Raw genomic sequence first — 17,141 nt, 5'->3', positions numbered from 1 at the left:
TCCCACCCTGAGTTAAATAATACTTTCCTGTTGCAGATACTGTTTGATTTTTTCCAGCTCGTTCACACTTTTAGCATAAAGTTCGCTTAGTTCATCCCACTCTTGTTGTGTTGCCGTATTCTGAATTTTGAGTAGTTGTTCAGCTAATGCATCTGCACCGGCTGAATTCGCAGCCCCTTTCGCAGCATGGGCAAGCTCTTGAAGTTCCTGACTATTATGTAAATCTAATGCCTGTTTTAACTTATCAAAGTCATCGCAAACGGATTCCCAATACCCTTCTAAAAGAGGAATTATCACCTCATCATCTAAAGTACCTAAAATATCATTTAGCTTAGAAAGATTGATCGGACTGTTATCTATGGCTTCAGCAATATCGATAGACTTATGATTTAGCTGAGTCTCTTCTTTTCCTTCAACGGCTCTGGTTAAAGAAGCTTGTCTAATCCATTTCTGTAAAGCTTTACCTAGCTCTGATAACTCCACAGGTTTCGATAAGTAATCATCCATACCAGAGGCAATACATTGCTCTGCTGAACCAACTAATGCGTTGGCCGTAATTGCAATAACCGGCGTGTGCCCTAAACTTTTATCTTGGCTTTCCATTAACCTCACTTCTTTGGTTAATTCAAAGCCATCCATAATAGGCATGTGACAATCCGTTAAAATTAAATCAAACTCGCCTTTTTTCCATTTGTTCAACGCCGCTTTACCATCATTTGCCATTTCACAGCGATAGCCTAAGCGCGTTAACTGACGCTGCAGTACATCTCTATTGGTTGGCTGATCTTCAGCGACTAAAATAAAAGCGTCGGTACCAACAGAACTATCATTTGAACTGTCTAACAAAGCCTCTTTTAACGTACTATCACTCTGAATATTTGGACTACAAATGCCAAACAAAGAGGCTATAGCATTAATGAAATTGCTAGGCTTTAGTGGATGAGCGGCCAATATGTAGGAGTTAGGTTTTACTATACCTTTACTTTTAGAAGGGTTATTTGTCATTGAGACAACTTTCAGATCATCGTAGGCATCATAACCAACATGACTTTCTTTTCGCTCTTGAATATCATCAAGACTGTATTCAGGACAAAGTAGCAGCATGTCAAAGGCTTCACCTTCATTTTTAGCATGACACAGCACCACTTCTGCTTTGTCTATCGTAGTCACAAAGCTTAACTCACATTCATAATATTCCAGGTTTTCTTGTACTGCGGACTTTAAGTTCGCATCACTATAAATACATAATATTTTTTTTGAGCTTAGATCTATTTCATTGCTTTCTTGCTGATTTAAAGAGGCAGTCTCAATAGGAACATTAATTTTAAAAGTACTCCCCATTCCTATTTCACTTTTAACACTAATAGTGCCTCCCATCATTTCTAGTAAGGTTTTGGTAATTGATAGGCCTAGCCCTGTGCCGCCATACATACGAGTGGTCGAAGTGTCAGCTTGAGTGAATGCAGTAAACAATTTAGATAATTGTTTTTTTGTCATGCCAATACCATTATCTGCAATAATAATATCAACTGAGTCTTTATCACCCTGGCTATTTAAATAGGTTTTAAGCCAAATTTCTCCGAATGAATGCTCATCACCACCACAAAACTTCACAGCATTACCCAATACATTGATCAGGATTTGGCTCAGCCTCACACCATCACTCATTATTGTTTGCGGTATTTTGGGGTCGTGGGTTATATAAATAGAAATATTCTTATTATTGGCCTGTAGCCAAAGTACATCTGCGGTTCGCTCTACCACTAATTGAAAATCGACTGGAATAATTTCTAATGACATTTGCCCTGCTTCAATTTTTGAGAAGTCCAAAATATCATTAATAATATTAAGCAAGGTTAGCGCTGAGTCCCGAATGGTTGAGACCATAATTTGCTGATCTTGGTTCATATCCGTTTCATGTAACAAGCTCACCATACCAACAACACCATTCATTGGTGTACGTATTTCGTGACTCATATTTGCGAGAAACATAGATTTAGCTTCATTGGCTGCTTGAGCTATTTCACTCTCTTGTCTTAAGAATTCTTGAGCATTTTTTTCCTTGGTGATGTCTATGTTCACCCCACCCATACCGACTGCTTCACCTGTATCCTCATCAAAAATGACATCGGCAGCCGCCTTAATCCAATGCACTTCACCAGACTTCAATCGAATTCTAAATTCACTATTAAACTGAGATAAAGTTTCTCTGGCTAATGCGAGTTCATTTTCGGCAGTGTCAACATCTTCAGGTAAGACCCTGCCACGCCACATTTCATAATTATTAAGCGAATCTTCCTTATCAATGTCGTAGAGAGAGTACATTCTATCGTCCCACTCTAATTCATTAGTAATGAAGCTCCAGTTCCAGATTCCTATTCCTCCTGCTTCTGTTGCTAGGTTTAACCTATGAAGAATTTTCTGCAAATGCTTTTTACTAAGATTCAGTTCATATTCGGTCACTTTAGCAACACTGATATCCCGTAAAGTACCGAAGTAAAATCTTTCATTATTAAAAACGAAACTATTAGCATGAATAGAAAGTGGGAAGATTTCGTTATCACAAGATTTACCCGTTGTTTCTATTGTTTCTCCAGATAATTGAGTTTGGGTAATATAGTTAATACTGACTAAATTCATATCAGAGTCATCAGAAAACTCTAATAAAGTACTAAAACGTTTTCCTATAATATTTTCTTTTTCATATCCAAACATTTTCAGCGCTGATTCATTAATATCTAATAGCTCTTCATTATCATTAGCAATAAACATACCGTCGATAGCTGATTTAAACACGGCCTTCATTCTATTCTGGGAGCTTTCTAATTTATTATTTGTTGTATGTAATATTTCTTCTAAGGCAAGATTGGCAGACTCTGAGAAATTTTCTGCGTTACAGATTTCAGTAATATCTATATGTACTGCAAGAAATCGATCTACGCAGTTTTCTTTATTGAAAATGGGCAAAATATGAATATTATTCCAATAGCTTGTACCATTGTTCTTAACATCTTGAATCGTCGTTTCATAAGTATCATAGTTAGAAAGAGATTGAGAAAACTTTTCATATTCAGATGCACTCTCTTTTATTTTTTTAATGAAAAGAGATGACTCCCCTAAAACACTTTCTTTACCTTTTCCCGTAATATTTAAATATTCATCATTCACATAACAAACTGTGCAGCTAAAATCATTATTATAAAATTCAGTTATACCCACATTAGCAATTTCAATTGCTTTAGACTGAATAAAAACGCGTTCTTTCAAAAAAATATTTTCATTTAAAATATTCTCAAAAACAGAATGATCTTCATCATTTTTCATTTCCAACTTATGAGTAAGCTCATCAAGCTCTTTATCTTTAAAAAAGATAATTTTCTCAACAATGTTAAATATATAAAAACCTAAAACGAACAGAAGAAATGATGTTAGAGCAAACATAATGCTCAACATTGGCTCTATATGGCCTTGAAAAAAAGCGCTGATTACATCAACAAGTAAAAACGTGGTTAAGAACGAAAAGAACATAATTTTTGTCTTTTTGATGTTCATACAATCTCCCTGTTTAACCTTTCATATCCTATTGTTATCTGTAAAGAATTATAGGTGAAATTAATTTATGCACAGGGATTTATACGTTTAATTTTATGATTTTTAATGAACAAGACTCACAAATATCAAAGTTTTCTAAAGAAAAAACGAACCTCTGAACGAGATTTAGTGATAGGCAAAAAAAAACCAACTAACTATTACTAGCTAGTTGGCTAAAAATACCAATCAAGCTGACAGACTTAACCGGTATATAAGAAGAAGTTAACTATTTCATTTACTTACCTTTAACAAGATTAAAGAAGTGAGTATCACTAGCGACAAAATCTGAGATCGCCTTCAGAACTGGCTGAGCTTTTAGAATTTTTCTATGTCCAAAACCTTGAGTTGTCATCAAGTGAGCATTTTGTAGCACACTTTCCAGTCGTTTAGATTCACTGTGCAGTACCTCTTTATCACTCTCATCATGAATCAACAAAGTGGGGATTTGGCATTCTTGTAATAAGTTAGTGGCATCAAGTTGATGAAATGGAACACCCACATATTGAGCAATACGAGCAATGAAATGATCAGAAGTCCGCTTATTAAAACCGATTAAACTAACAAAATGTCTAATTGAATTTTCAATTGAAGAAGGGCCAGATATTAAAACCATTTTCTCTGGCGATACACCCTGACCGACAGCGATAGACGTAGCAGAAGCCCCCATAGAGTGGCCAATAATTACACTAAATTCACCTAAAGACTGCTCAGCTAATAATATCGTTTGCGCAAAAAGGTTAGCATTAGATGATTTCCCCGGTGATTGGCCATGACCTGGCATATCTAAGCCTACTACGTTATAACCTTGTTCGAGCAAACCATCGACCAAACCGTACATATGAGTTGCCCTACTTTCCCAGCCATGTACTAGCAAAATCTGTTTATTATTTAACTTAGCGGCTTCGGCTCGCCATTTAATTGCGCTTATTTCATCACCTAAATTAATTCGCTCGCCTTTTAGCTCAGCTCTTAACTCCCAATCTTTCACTTCAGAACGCTTTGGCTTTAAGAAGACTTCAGCAAATTTATGGGCAGTATTCGCCGAAGCAAATAAACTCGTTAGTTGGTTCTTTAAACGGAAAAGTGTAAATGCGATATTCATCATTTAGTCTCGACTGTTAATCTTAAATAATTTTTGCGTTAATTCCTTCAACCTGACGTAAGGTAGGTTTTTAAGGCAAATTTTTTTACTCTGCTTTATGATCAGGCATTAGATAGCAATTAATGACCTTAACAGCACTCTCAAACGCTTGTTTAGAGTCATAAATACGGCACACCAATAAACAACCTTGAATACACGACACTATCCATTGGGTAAGTTCATCAATAGTTTGCCCCTGATCCTTAAAGTCACCATTTTCTATGCCTGCTGTTAATACACTTTTCAGCCCTTCAGACTGAGTGATTAATAGCTTTTTAACCGTCTCTTGTACAGGTGGTGATAATTTATCCCACTCACCAGCAAAAGCGCCAGCAGGGCAAAGTTTTTCACTTGGAATCACGTATAAACGATAGATGTTAAAATAATAATCGAGTCGTTGTTTTGGTGTTTTTCCGACACCTCGCTCAAAACTTTCACGCAGATCTATGTTTGCCCTTTCTAATAAGGCTAAGGTCAAATCATCTTTAGATTCAAAGTGATAGTACATGCTGCCTTTTTTGATGCCTGTACGTTTAGCTAGCTCTTGAAAGCTAACTCCACTAATTGACTGGCGTTGAACCAAATCTTGGGCGGCATCTAAAATAGCTGTACGTGTGTCTTTATTAATACTCATTCACCTACCTTACGTCAGGTATGTGATTTGTGTCAACATCGCATTATGAAATATCTGTTTCTTAATCGGAACAATAAATCCAAAACAACTTAATTTTTTCTAAATTAGTATTTATAGCCAATCACTTAACTAGTCTTGGCTCAACTAAAATGCTTGTAGAATTAAACTGAATCCTGATGTAAATAAAATGAGGTAAACAAACTGTTTCATTCGCTTTGAGGAAATAGGTAAAGGGAAATAGCGTACTGCGAGCGTAGCTAAGATAACAACCGGAATACCTAATACACTTAAAAAGTACGCGTGCTCACTCACCTCTTGAGTCGTTAGGACAAACCCTAAGCGAATTACTGAGGTAAAAGTAAATGCCATTAAAAGTGTTGCTCTTATAGTCTCTAGATTAATGTTTTGACGATACATGATATAAGTCATTGGCGGTCCAAAAGCCGCAAACATGCCACCCATCACGCCAGAGATAAGACCACTTAATACATAGGTGAAATTACTGGTTTTGAACGTTTTTTCATTCACCTTAATCAACATGGCCAAACTACTAATAAGAATACAAAAACCTAGTATGAACTTGAGTAAAGCAAGCTGGCTCTCGCCAAAATAAGCTAATAAATAAACACCTAAAAAGGTCGCAGGCACGCATGGAACTAAAAGATAGCATAATGCCGTTTTATCAACTTTACGCCATAAGCGACCTTGTAAACCAATAGAAGAGTTTACCAAGCTTAAGAAGCTGACAACAAAGGCGGTTATTTCAATAGGCGCTAAATCAAAAGCCGTTACACCACTCATGACAACGAGCGCAAAAGCAAAGCCTGTACTGGCTTGTATATAGCTGGCTAAAATTAAAAAAACCAATAATAAAATATGTGACACTTCTAACATTACTTAGCCCTGTTCAATTTAAAGCGCTTTCATTCAGCATTTAAACGCAAAAAAAAGAGCTGCTAAAAAGCAGCCCAAAAATGGATATACATTTCAGGAGACTGGTGAGTCTATATATCCAATTCACGAACCTGTTTAAAACAAACTAATTTACTGCATCAATAAATCAGTCATTCAACAGATTAAATTGTGTCAATAAGATGGCATTGAGCCTCATGCCCACCGGTTGAATACTTCATTTCAGGCACTTGAGTGCGGCAAATATCTTTTGCATAAGGGCATCGAGTATGGAATTCACATCCCATAGGCCTCTGTAAAAGGCTAGGAACCTCACCTTGTAACTCGACACGTTCTGAATGAGCATCTGGATCAGGGTCATGATTAGCAGATAAAAGAGCTTGTGTATAAGGGTGCATAGCTTGCTCAAAGATATCATCGGTATTGCCTTGCTCAATGAACCGACCTAAATACATGATGCCCATTCGATCACTAATATGACGCACAACACTCAAATTATGGGTAATAATAAGTAGGCTTAAACCTAGCTCGCTCTGCAGTTTTGCTAACAAATTAAGTATTTCACCTTGAACAGACACATCCAGCCCAGCGGTTGGTTCATCCGCTACGATAAGCTTAGGCGAAAGAGCCAAAGCTCTTGCTACCCCTACCCTTCGTGCCTGACCACCACTTAGTTGAAAAGGATAACGACTAGCAAAATGAGCAGGTAATCCAACCATGGCTAATAGTCTTCTTGCTTCTTCTGCATAATCATCCACTTTAACCCCATGTATCTTAAATGGTTCTGTAATGAGTGCCTCAATGGTTAAACGCTGACTTAATGACCCTATTGGATCTTGAAACATCATGGCAATATCACGGCGTAAGGGTCTAAATTGTGCATTACTCAAGCCAATTAACTCTTTATCTAGGTACCTAATGCTGCCTTCCTGTGCTTTCACTAACCCAGTGATTGCACGTGCTAAGGTAGTTTTTCCGGAACCACTTTCCCCAACTATGGCAAAGGTCTCACCAGGTTTAACATTTAATGAAACGCCACAAACTGCATCTAAAAACGGATCATCATCTCGCTCCAACAAAGATTTAATGACAGATTTGCTGCGAAAACGAACACGTACATCTCGAGCTTCTAATAAATTAAGCATAAAGAGCTCCTGCTTCATTCAATAAGTGACAACTCGCCACATGATTATCGTTTAACTGGCTGGCTTTAGGCTTTTGCTCATAGCAGTTTTTGCTTGCAGCATCACAACGCTCGGCAAAGATGCACCCTTTAGGTACTTCGATAAGATCAGGCAAACTGCCTAAAATAGTTGGAAGGTCTCTCGTTTTTTGTTTGATAGCAGCAGGATCACATTGCAGCAATTTTTGGGTGTAAGGGTGACTAGGATTATGAAAGATATCCCGAACACTTCCTTTTTCTACTACCTCACCTGAATACATAACCACCACCTCATCACACAGCTCAGCAATTACGCCAAGGTGGTGTGAGATAAACAAAATGGAGCATCCTTGGCTCGCTTGTAATTCTTTCAAGCGATAGATAATTTGCACTTCTAAGGTAGCGTCTAATGCCGTTGTGGGCTCATCGGCAATTAATAGTTCTGGTTCTACCAATAAAGCCATAGCAATGGCAATACGCTGTAACATACCACCAGAAAACTCATGTGGATATTGAGATAAGCGACTTTCTGGATCAGGAATACCGACCTTATCTAACATCATCGCGGCCTTAGCTGCTTTCTCTTTTTTGCTTATTTTGTCTCGGTATTGAATATCTATCATTTGATTACCGATAGAGACAACAGGATTTAGGCTAGTCATAGGATCCTGAAACACCATAGAAAAGCGATCACCTCTTAATGCTTGCATCTGTTTTTTCGACAAGTTAAATAACTCATCTTCAGCAAGTTTTACACCGCCTTTAGTCACTTCTGCATTCGAAGCCAATAAGTTAATAATGGCGCCAATCAAGGTAGATTTACCGCATCCACTTTCACCCACTATGCCAACAATTTTTCCTTTCGGAATTTGCATATTAATATTGCGCAGGGCTTTCAACTTCCCTCTTGGCGTACGGTAATCAATCGATAAGTCATGCACATCTAAAATTAAATCAGTCATGGTATTAGATATCCTTACGCAATTTAGGATCGAAAATATCCCTCAATGATTCGCCTAAAAAGGTAAATCCCAAGGTACATAAAATAAGAGGAATTCCACCCGCTACAATCATCCAAGGAGTATTACGAATAAAAAGGTAACCATCATTTAAGATAGTGCCCCAACTGGGTGTTGGAGGCTGTATACCTAAACCTAAAAAGCTCAAGCCTGCTTCAATAGTAATCACAATAGGGACATCCATACTGGCAAGAATTAAAAGCTGGCCAATAACATTAGGGAGCATATGCACACCTAATATTCTTGGCATACTGGCACCTAAAGCACGCTCAGCCAGGATAAACTCTTGTGCACTAAGCGCTTGGGTTTGCGTTCTTACTACACGACCATAAATGGGTATCGAGGTGACCACTATCACTAAAATAATGGTGGTCAAACTTGGCCCTGTTAATGTCACCACTGCTAAGGCAAAAATAATGGTTGGAAAAGATCGGACAGTATCAAAGAAGGTCACTATGATATGGTCTAACCAAGCTGGGCCAAAACCTGCAATCAGCCCTAACAACAAGCCAAAGCCAAGTGCTAATGAGATAGCTGAAAAAGCGACTTTTAAAGCAACTTGGCTCCCCATTAGTACCCTAGAAAAAATATCCCTACCTAATTGATCCGTGCCAAGCCAATGCTCAGCCGAAGGTGCTTTTAAGCGATTCATCACATCAATAGCAATTGGGTCATGAGGCACTATCCAAGGTGCTAAAATTGCACTCCCTACAATTAAGGTAACAAGAATTAGCCCCAATAAACCCAAAGGCTCCTTACAAAGGCGCTTAATCGATAGCTTGAAACCGGCTAAAAATTCAAAATTAGGCATAACAAACATCTGCTTGAGGGTTGAAATAGTCATACATACTCCTAAGCATGGGCACGAATACGTGGATCTAAAAGAGCATTAACAAAATCTGCCAAGGTCGTCACTATGACAAACAATATGGTGGTAATAAGGACAGATCCCATCACTATTGGATAGTTTCTGGTAGATACAGCATCAAAGATCAATTTACCTATCCCAGGCCTGGCGAACACAATTTCAGCAAACAGTGCACCAGACAAAAGATAACCGACACCAACACCTAATAATGTGATGGTAGGTAGTATGGCGATACGCAAGCTATAACGATAAATGATCACCCTTTCAGGTAAGCCAAACGCTCTTGCAGTTCGAATATGGTTTGCACTTAAGGTTTCCAACATTGACGAGCGAACGAGTCTTGAGATGTAACCTACCCAACCTAATCCTACTGCCAATGATGGCAAGATAAGGTGTATCAGTTGGTCACCAATATCACCTGAATCGCCTGCCCCTATGGCTGGTAACCAACGCAAGGTGACAGAGAAAATTAGCAAACCATAGATGGCAACAACAAATGAAGGAATTGCGATTGTGCCGACCGATAAAATGGCACTGATTTTATCGAACAAGGAATTCTGATAAATAGCAGAATAACAACCCAGAGGAATACCAATGGCTGCGGCCCACATAATACTGACAAGAATCAGAATGAGAGTATGTGGTAATTGCTCCATAATAATGTCAATCACAGGTCTTTGACTAAAAACATCAAAACCCAAATCCCCTTGAGAGACATCCTTAAAGAAATTAAATAGCTGAATCAAAATGGGCTGATCTAACCCCATTTTAACCGCTAACGCTGCTTTCATTTCTTCCGTTGCCCTTGGCCCTAAAATAATACTGGCTGGGTCTCCTGGAATAGAATGAATCATTAGATATAAAGCTGTTACCGCTAAACATACAATGAGTACACCTAAGCCACAGCGTTTAACTAGAAAGAACCACATAATCATCTCACTTAATAACGGGTGAGCACTTAAACCTGACCCACTTAGATCAGACTTAACACTTGAATAAAAGTAATAACAGAGGAGAAAAGGCTTAAAAGATTAAGCCTCTCTGCCTAGTTATTACTGAAAGCTTCTGTATAAAGGTGTGCCGTCAGGGCGTAATGCAGGAACAATAGCGTTGCGATAAATGATTGGTGTTGATTCATGTGTGATAAAACGATACGAGCCAGACTCTTCCATAATATCTTGCATCTTTTGATACATGATCGAACGTTTTGGTTCAGATGACTCACTCAATGCTTTTTCATGAAGCTCATCAAACTCTTGATTACGAAAACGTTCCCAGTTCCAGACACCCACTTGTTTTTCGACAAACCACTGGCTTGCATAATAAGGATCTGGGGTCATAGAAAATCGATTCATAACAAGTTCAATATTCTTCCATCGGTCACCTGAACTTTCTGATCCCAATGCCCAGAAAGAGCCAGATTCATGCAGATTAACCGTTAAACGAATACCCACAGTTGCCATTGTAGCCTGCATAATTTGTGCAGCAGTCACAAAGGTACTCTTGTTTAAAATATCAATGGATAAATCCAGTCCAGACCCGTAGCCAGCTTCATTTAGAAGTTGTTTAGCTTTTGCATAATCTGCAGCAGGTGCAAGTATGCTTTTCTCTCTATGGCCAGTTAGTCCAGGTGCGATAATCCCTGTAGCGGCATCAGCAGCATCAAAATAGGCTGCAGCGAGAATAGAAGGTACATCAATTGAAAGTTGGATCGCTTGACGAACTTTAGGGTCTAACAGTTTGCTGTTTTCTTGGTTGATACCCACCCAAACGTAAAATAGAGAAGGATTCTCACTTAATAGTGAGTCTTTAGGCGGTGCTTCACGGTAGTTTTGCAATGAGCTCAAACTGATGCGAGTAAAATCTATATCACCTGCTTCAAAAGCAATTTCAGCTGTTTTCTCATCATCTATCTGATGAATGTGAATTTCATCATAAACTGGCATTTTGCCTGTCCATAATGGATTTCGTTCTAGAATAACAACTTGTTTAGGTTTCCACTCTTTAATTTGAAAGGGACCAGAAATCGCAGGCGGCTTACTACCGAATTTACCTCCAACAGATTCAACGGCTTTCTTCGACAAAATATTACCAGCAGCATAAGGCAGCGTAATATTCCAAAGCGGTTGGAAAGCCTCTTTCAATACGATAACACCTGTATATTTACCAGTGACCTCAACGTGATCTAAGGTTCCCCAATCTGAAGCTACGGGAGAAGCAAGCTCTGGATCAATAATTCGTTCGTAAGAAAACTTCACATCTTCAGCAGTCATCTCACCAAAGCCATTAGAAAACATGATGCCAGGCTTTAATTCAAATGCGATATGAGTATCGTCAATTTGTTTTATGCTCTTTGCCGCTTGGAGTTCCCACTCCCAGTCCTTACCGGCTTTGTAATAAATAAGTTTGTTATAAATCGCCCCCATAACATCTTCATCAGTTGCGGCGGTATAAAATGCGGGGTCAAGGGATTGAATATCAGTAAAGCTTCGCGAATGAAGTATTTTAAGCTCGCTATCCGCGGCCTCAACAACTGGCAAGCTAACCACACTCATAACGCCGAGTAACGCCGAGCTCATCAAAAGCTTTCTGCGACCTGCACTAAAGGTCTTTTTTAGAAATGATAGGTTGAACATTGGTTTACCTCTTATTTTTATTCTAGTTTGAATTTAAAAACTGCTTATATTTAAAAACCGTTTGTATTTAAAAACTAAGTGAGTTCAAATTTCGCTATCTATCAAAATTTGTCTAAAGGGAAAATGGGTCTCCTCAAATTTTTGAATGGGAATAAGCTGTAGTCAGACTGGCAAACACCTGGGCCTGCGACACTGATAATATGTTTTGCAATAGGTTCAAAGGCGGCCCGAAAGTGCAGCCTTGAATGAATAAGAATGTATTTCTTTTGAGAAAGATCGATACCAGTGTGAGACAGGTAAGCTTGGTCGTAAGGTTCACAACGCTTACTACTAATGATTAATTCTAAAGAGCCAGTATCCAGTACTGCACTCATACCTATATCAGCCTGAAAGCCAGGCATCATTGGTCCTTTTAACTTAAATCGGCCATCATGAATCGACCTTACTTTCCCTTTAAGTGACAAAGGTTGGCCCTTGAGCTGTAAACTTGGTACATCACTCTTACCACCGATAGTCAGGCTAACTTCAGCACCCACTCCTACTTCCGCCATTTTAGCTACTGCTGCGGCATCCCAAATAGGTCCAGCGACAACCTGTTCCAAGCCTTGCGTGATAACCTCTTTAATCACGGTCATACTATCGGCATTGCCACCAGCGCCACAGTTATCACCATGATCAGCCAAGACAATAGGAAACTGTTTTAAGTTTTTAGCAAAAGAAATGGTGTCAGAAATTGGTTCTAGGTCATAAACAAAGGCTTCTTTTTGCTGCCAAGCAGCATCCAAAACATTCTCTATGACAGTATTACCCACGATTTTTTGAGCGGGGATTAACGCATCATAAACCACTAAACAACTAACGCTCACGTGGGAGATATCCGCTAAAGGGAAGCCTGTAAATAGCGTCGCATTTAGCACCTCTTCATTTGCTTCTACCTCAGACGCTAAGGCAAGCAAGTCTTTCATAGGTTGCTCAGATGAGGCTTGCTTTAGCAAATGAGGCATCATAGGCCGCTTCTGCCAAAGCATTTTTGGCTGAACTTTACCTTCTAATGTCTTAAGTAAAGTATGCGCAGTGCGCATACCAGCTTGGTACATATCAATATGAGGATTAGTTCGATAGCCTGTAATAATAGTGGCATTATCAACCATGTCTTGCGTGAGATTAGTGTGCATATCTAAGGTCACTGCAATCGGTAAATCTGCATTAATCGCTCGAATTCGTTTAAGTAGTTCTCCCTCACCATCCTCGAATGCCTGTGTCACCATGGCACCATGAAGATCTAATAAAACAGCATCGCACCCTTGCGATACGGCCTCACAGATTTGTGATGCAATTGTTTCAAAGGCAAGATGGTCTACAGCGCCACTTGGGTCAGCATTTGCGGCAATAGGTAGCACCACTTCTACACCTAAACCATCGGCAAAATCCAAAAAAGCATCGATAGGAAAGCCTGAGTCTTGGTACGCTGCTCTCGCATCATCACCCTGAGGAGGCATGTCATAGCCAGTACCACCAGCAAACGCTTTATAAGGTGTCGGCTGAGCCGAGAAAGTATTGGTTTCATGTTGCATCATAGCTATAACAAATCGCATTACTTACCTCTGGATAAACTGAACCAAATCGCTGTCTAATCGCTAACTTGTTTACATTTCATTGAAAGCAGGTTTCTTGATTAGCAGTTAACTAACAGCGTCTTTTCAATATAAAAGCCTGCTAATTAATATCAATTTCGCTAATAACAATTTTTTTTATGCTCCCCCTTCGCTAGTCAGCGTCACTTGTTTCTTAAATGCAGGGCCACAAGGACCAAGACGAACATTGTTTCTTAAGTTTTGGTAAGCAAGGTTAGAGAGGCGACATGGATGAGCACCAGGAGAGACAACTTGAAACATTTTACTGGCGATAGGAGCGAAGTCTGCTTGGAAATGCACTGTACTCTTGAGCACTAAAATACGGCATTCATCTAACTTAATATCAAGATGATGAAAAACAGAGCGGTCAACACATTGGAATCGGTCACGACTTATTACCACACGAATATCAACATCATCAGATAACAGTCGCAAACAGGCTAGTCCACCCACATTTGCTTTAGCACCTAAATACATATCCCCCGTACAGGTAAAGCAACCATCGGTAACTTTTTCAATCAACCAACGCCCTGCTACGCGTTCTGCATTAAAGCTAAAGTGGTTTCCTACTTGAGTCTCTATATACTGACCTTCACCAACAGCGAGTACTTCACCAATTAGTTTTGCATCGCAGATAGCAGCAACCACACCACCTTTAACACCCGCTTTTATCATCTGATCGAGAATACCTGTGGTATCGCTCGTGGCACCTGCTCCTGAGTTATCTTGCACATCCGCTAGGATGACAGTTCCTTGGTGATGTTTAGCGAGATGCTTTAAAGACAGTTCAATTGCTTCATCAGCTTCTAACAACTTATCTTGATAGATCTGTTCAGCTTCTAGCACTGTGCCGTATAGCTTATTAACACTCTGCTTTAAGGCAGTTTTATCGCTGCCATAAGCCACAATAGCGGGACCAGCATCATAGATATCAGCAGGTGGAAAGCCTAATGCCAGTTCTAACCCTTGTTCTGTATCTTGATCCCACTGCTCTAAATATTGGTATAGCTGTTTATTTGGTTTGTCATTAGTACACTGGGCGGATAAAGGGATAAGGTATGGTATTTGGCATAATTGTTTATAACGCAATCCACCTTCTAACCAAGATACTAAATATTCAAAGGCTCTTTCGCCTGTCTCAATCATATCGATATGCGGATAAGTACGATAAATACTAATAAGGTCGCTTTGCTCTACCATTAAAGGCGACACATTTGCATGAAAATCAAGACTCACAACAATAGGAATATCATCAGGAACAATACTTTTTATCCGTCTTAGCAGCTCTCCCTCTGCATCATCGTATTTGGCTGTGGCCATAGCGCCATGTAAATCTAAATAAACGGCATCAAAGTCAGATTCGGCCAATATCATTTGGCAAATCTGTGACATGATGTCTTCAAAAGCTTGATCATCAACCAAGCCACTTGGCTCGGCTGAACACCAGAGTAAAGGCGAAAGCTCGTGACCCGCTTGTTTTGCTCTTCTCATAAAGCCAGTACTTGGCAAGCTCATACCATCAAACACAGATAACATTTCATCGGCAAAAATCATTTTCGGCCAAATATCTGCTTTTACAAAATCATTATAAAGTGCAGGTATCGGAGAAAACGTATTGGTTTCATGCTGAAATCCAGCCATCAATATCTTCATATAAATCTCACCAAATTAGTCCTAAAAATCTTAAGGCAGGCTTTACACTCTTTTGATATCAATAACTAAATCGGCTTAACAGATTGTTATCTAAGGAGCTACGTGCTTAAGTTATAAGGAAAGTTTACTCTCCATATTTAGAGAGCTTCAATTTCGCGAGTAAGGTAAAAATAGAGCAATGTTAGATGCCAATAGCTTAAAAAAGCATAAACTAGCGACAGCAGAAAAGGTCGAAAGTGAACTAGCTAGCAATTTACGCTATCTATGTGATCAGAAGTCATCTATTTCTAAGGTATGTCGTGATTTAGATATCAATCGACAACAGTTTAATAAGTATCTAAGCGGTATATCACGACCATCAAATTCAAATTTAATTAAGATATGTGATTACTTTCAGTGTGATTCAAGTGTCATCAATTTACCCCACCAGCAATTTGTCGCACTGAGCAAGCAGTCACCTAAGCAATCTATTAGTTCAGACTCACAGCACCTTTTAAACCTCTTAGAAATCACTTACCCAAAAGCCGATAAAGACTTAACGCGTTACCTTGGCTTCTATAATGTCTATTGCCATTCAATGGGCTTTCCAGGCTATATCGCGAAATCTGTGGCGCACTTTTATGTCAAAGAAGATCGCATTTTTTGTAAGACTATAGAGAAAATGGATAAGGTAGATGAAGAAAAAGGCCCATGTTTTACCTTTAAGTACTTTGGTGTTGTCTCTCTAATTTCAGATCGTATTTACATCATTGAAATGGAGTCTCTATTAAAGAAGAACCTATCTATGGCGATTCTTTATCCAACCTATCAACCAAAGTTTCAATTTTTAAATGGCATTAATGCAGGTGTCTCTAGTACTCACGGTCGAGACCCTGCTTGCCGCTATATTACCTATGAGTTTTTAGGCACAAATATCAATATTAGAGAAGCTTTAAAAGGCAGCGGACTGTATCGGCTAGATAGCCCTAAAATCAGCGAGGATGTAAAAAGTCGTTTGAAGGTGAAGAAGTCGACCATAGACCCTGATGTCTTTTTTGGTTACGACTATATATAAGTAGAGCTCATTAAAAGTAAAAGGGCTAGCTGAATAAAGACAGTCAGCCCAGTGCTAATTTACTCTCTTATTAGAGACGCGAAGTAAGGCTTTCCTTGCCTTGCTCGCAATTGCTTAATTTACAAAACTGAAAGCTTAAAAAGTGAAAGCTCGAGGAATAAATTAAGACTTAAAAAGTGTAACCCATGCCTATCATGACCACATAAGGGTCGATCTCAGCATCAAAGGTACCCACTGATGTTTTAACTTCTGTGTCTATATCCATATACCAAAGTGATGCATTGAAAAACCAGTCTTCATTTACTTCAACATCAATACCAGCTTGTACAGCTAAACCAAATGAATCATCTAGCTCTACTTCGGTATTATTTAGCTGACCAAACCCTTTTTCTTCAAAGAAAGTCGTATAGTTTAAGCCTGCACCTAGGTAGGGGCGGTATTTGCTGTCTGCTTCACCAAAGTAGTACTGACCCATCAAAGTCGGTGGTAAATGAGACACTTCTGCAATCTTACCTAAACCATTTGTAGAAACATCATGGGTAAAAGGGGTTGCCGCTAATAACTCGATACCCACATTATCAGTCATCATATAGGTAAAAGTTAAACCCACTTGCATATCATTTGTAAGCTCTAGTTCACCAGTGTTTAAAACATTATCACTGGATTCATTTGGCATTACTGAGGCTAATCCCCCTCTCATGAAAAAATCCCCTTCTTCATGAGCTATAACCATAGGTGAAGCTAACGCCAACATGACACTCAGAGGTACTATCTTTTTCATATTTCTGTCCTTATTGATTAGTTGATCTAGTGAGCAAGCAAAATATCAGTTTTTTA

13 protein-coding genes are annotated in these 17,141 nt (G+C 39.0%); 1 reads left to right on the top strand and 12 read right to left on the bottom strand.

From position 1 onward, the window contains the following. Nucleotides 1–12: 12 nt before the first annotated feature. From Q0A08_RS22785 to Q0A08_RS22735, 11 genes are all read right to left on the bottom strand, one after another. Entirely contained in the window at nucleotides 13–3,552 is a 3,540-nt protein-coding gene (locus tag Q0A08_RS22785; RefSeq protein WP_438463812.1) for a PAS domain S-box protein, read from the bottom strand. Nucleotides 3,553–3,826: 274 nt separating this feature from the next. Next, the gene (locus Q0A08_RS22780; protein ID WP_438463811.1) at nucleotides 3,827–4,693 is read right to left on the bottom strand and encodes an alpha/beta hydrolase; all 867 of its coding nucleotides are present in this window, start codon (nucleotides 4,691–4,693) and stop codon (nucleotides 3,827–3,829) included. 85 nt (nucleotides 4,694–4,778) lie between these two features. Continuing rightward, on the bottom strand, nucleotides 4,779–5,366 hold the full coding sequence (locus Q0A08_RS22775) for a TetR/AcrR family transcriptional regulator (protein WP_438463810.1): 588 nt from the start codon (nucleotides 5,364–5,366) through the stop codon (nucleotides 4,779–4,781). Between the two features lie 144 nt (nucleotides 5,367–5,510). Continuing rightward, nucleotides 5,511–6,260 carry a TSUP family transporter gene (locus Q0A08_RS22770; RefSeq protein ID WP_438463809.1) on the bottom strand — a complete coding sequence of 250 codons (750 nt, stop codon included), beginning with the start codon at nucleotides 6,258–6,260 and terminating at the stop codon, nucleotides 5,511–5,513. 182 nt (nucleotides 6,261–6,442) lie between these two features. After that, on the bottom strand, nucleotides 6,443–7,423 hold the full coding sequence (locus tag Q0A08_RS22765; protein WP_438463807.1) for an ABC transporter ATP-binding protein: 981 nt from the start codon (nucleotides 7,421–7,423) through the stop codon (nucleotides 6,443–6,445). Next, nucleotides 7,416–8,402 carry an ABC transporter ATP-binding protein gene (locus tag Q0A08_RS22760; RefSeq protein WP_438463806.1) on the bottom strand — a complete coding sequence of 329 codons (987 nt, stop codon included), beginning with the start codon at nucleotides 8,400–8,402 and terminating at the stop codon, nucleotides 7,416–7,418. The genes Q0A08_RS22765 and Q0A08_RS22760 overlap by 8 nt, the downstream gene beginning before the upstream one ends. A gap of 4 nt (nucleotides 8,403–8,406) precedes the next feature. Continuing rightward, nucleotides 8,407–9,303 carry an ABC transporter permease gene (locus Q0A08_RS22755; protein WP_438463804.1) on the bottom strand — a complete coding sequence of 299 codons (897 nt, stop codon included), beginning with the start codon at nucleotides 9,301–9,303 and terminating at the stop codon, nucleotides 8,407–8,409. A gap of 8 nt (nucleotides 9,304–9,311) precedes the next feature. After that, complete coding sequence (locus Q0A08_RS22750) at nucleotides 9,312–10,256, bottom strand: ABC transporter permease (protein ID WP_438463803.1); 945 nt, start codon at nucleotides 10,254–10,256, stop codon at nucleotides 9,312–9,314. A 123-nt stretch (nucleotides 10,257–10,379) separates the two neighbouring features. Next, entirely contained in the window at nucleotides 10,380–11,963 is a 1,584-nt protein-coding gene (locus Q0A08_RS22745; protein ID WP_438463802.1) for an ABC transporter substrate-binding protein, read from the bottom strand. Nucleotides 11,964–12,064: 101 nt separating this feature from the next. Then, complete coding sequence (locus Q0A08_RS22740; protein WP_438463801.1) at nucleotides 12,065–13,558, bottom strand: M81 family metallopeptidase; 1,494 nt, start codon at nucleotides 13,556–13,558, stop codon at nucleotides 12,065–12,067. Between the two features lie 156 nt (nucleotides 13,559–13,714). Further along, nucleotides 13,715–15,250, bottom strand: a complete 1,536-nt coding sequence (locus tag Q0A08_RS22735) for a M81 family metallopeptidase (protein ID WP_438463800.1) — start codon at nucleotides 15,248–15,250, stop codon at nucleotides 13,715–13,717. Between the two features lie 178 nt (nucleotides 15,251–15,428). Between Q0A08_RS22735 and Q0A08_RS22730 the strand changes: the two genes are divergently transcribed. Next, nucleotides 15,429–16,304: a helix-turn-helix domain-containing protein gene (locus tag Q0A08_RS22730; RefSeq protein ID WP_438463799.1), complete on the top strand. Its 876-nt coding sequence runs from the start codon at nucleotides 15,429–15,431 to the stop codon at nucleotides 16,302–16,304. Nucleotides 16,305–16,473: 169 nt separating this feature from the next. On the opposite strand, the gene Q0A08_RS22725 is transcribed toward Q0A08_RS22730, so the two are convergent. Continuing rightward, nucleotides 16,474–17,085: an OmpW family outer membrane protein gene (locus tag Q0A08_RS22725; protein WP_438463797.1), complete on the bottom strand. Its 612-nt coding sequence runs from the start codon at nucleotides 17,083–17,085 to the stop codon at nucleotides 16,474–16,476. Nucleotides 17,086–17,141: the final 56 nt, after the last annotated feature.

The sequence above is a fragment of the Marinomonas sp. PE14-40 genome (assembly GCF_051623805.1).
GTDB lineage: Bacteria > Pseudomonadota > Gammaproteobacteria > Pseudomonadales > Marinomonadaceae > Marinomonas.
The sequence above is the reverse complement of the archived record's forward strand: the minus strand, read 5'-3'. Positions and strand labels throughout refer to the sequence as shown.

What these genes read in the sequence shown, in the direction of transcription:
- Q0A08_RS22740 (WP_438463801.1), bottom strand. Translation starts at nt 13,558, where the DNA reads ATGCGATTTGTTATAGCTATGATGCAACATGAAACCAATACTTTCTCG.
- Q0A08_RS22745 (WP_438463802.1), bottom strand. Translation starts at nt 11,963, where the DNA reads ATGTTCAACCTATCATTTCTAAAAAAGACCTTTAGTGCAGGTCGCAGA.
- Q0A08_RS22750 (WP_438463803.1), bottom strand. Translation starts at nt 10,256, where the DNA reads ATGTGGTTCTTTCTAGTTAAACGCTGTGGCTTAGGTGTACTCATTGTA.
- Q0A08_RS22785 (WP_438463812.1), bottom strand. Translation starts at nt 3,552, where the DNA reads ATGAACATCAAAAAGACAAAAATTATGTTCTTTTCGTTCTTAACCACG.
- Q0A08_RS22780 (WP_438463811.1), bottom strand. Translation starts at nt 4,693, where the DNA reads ATGAATATCGCATTTACACTTTTCCGTTTAAAGAACCAACTAACGAGT.
- Q0A08_RS22765 (WP_438463807.1), bottom strand. Translation starts at nt 7,423, where the DNA reads ATGCTTAATTTATTAGAAGCTCGAGATGTACGTGTTCGTTTTCGCAGC.
- Q0A08_RS22760 (WP_438463806.1), bottom strand. Translation starts at nt 8,402, where the DNA reads ATGACTGATTTAATTTTAGATGTGCATGACTTATCGATTGATTACCGT.
- Q0A08_RS22735 (WP_438463800.1), bottom strand. Translation starts at nt 15,250, where the DNA reads ATGAAGATATTGATGGCTGGATTTCAGCATGAAACCAATACGTTTTCT.
- Q0A08_RS22775 (WP_438463810.1), bottom strand. Translation starts at nt 5,366, where the DNA reads ATGAGTATTAATAAAGACACACGTACAGCTATTTTAGATGCCGCCCAA.
- Q0A08_RS22755 (WP_438463804.1), bottom strand. Translation starts at nt 9,303, where the DNA reads ATGACTATTTCAACCCTCAAGCAGATGTTTGTTATGCCTAATTTTGAA.
- Q0A08_RS22725 (WP_438463797.1), bottom strand. Translation starts at nt 17,085, where the DNA reads ATGAAAAAGATAGTACCTCTGAGTGTCATGTTGGCGTTAGCTTCACCT.
- Q0A08_RS22770 (WP_438463809.1), bottom strand. Translation starts at nt 6,260, where the DNA reads ATGTTAGAAGTGTCACATATTTTATTATTGGTTTTTTTAATTTTAGCC.
- Q0A08_RS22730 (WP_438463799.1), top strand. Translation starts at nt 15,429, where the DNA reads ATGTTAGATGCCAATAGCTTAAAAAAGCATAAACTAGCGACAGCAGAA.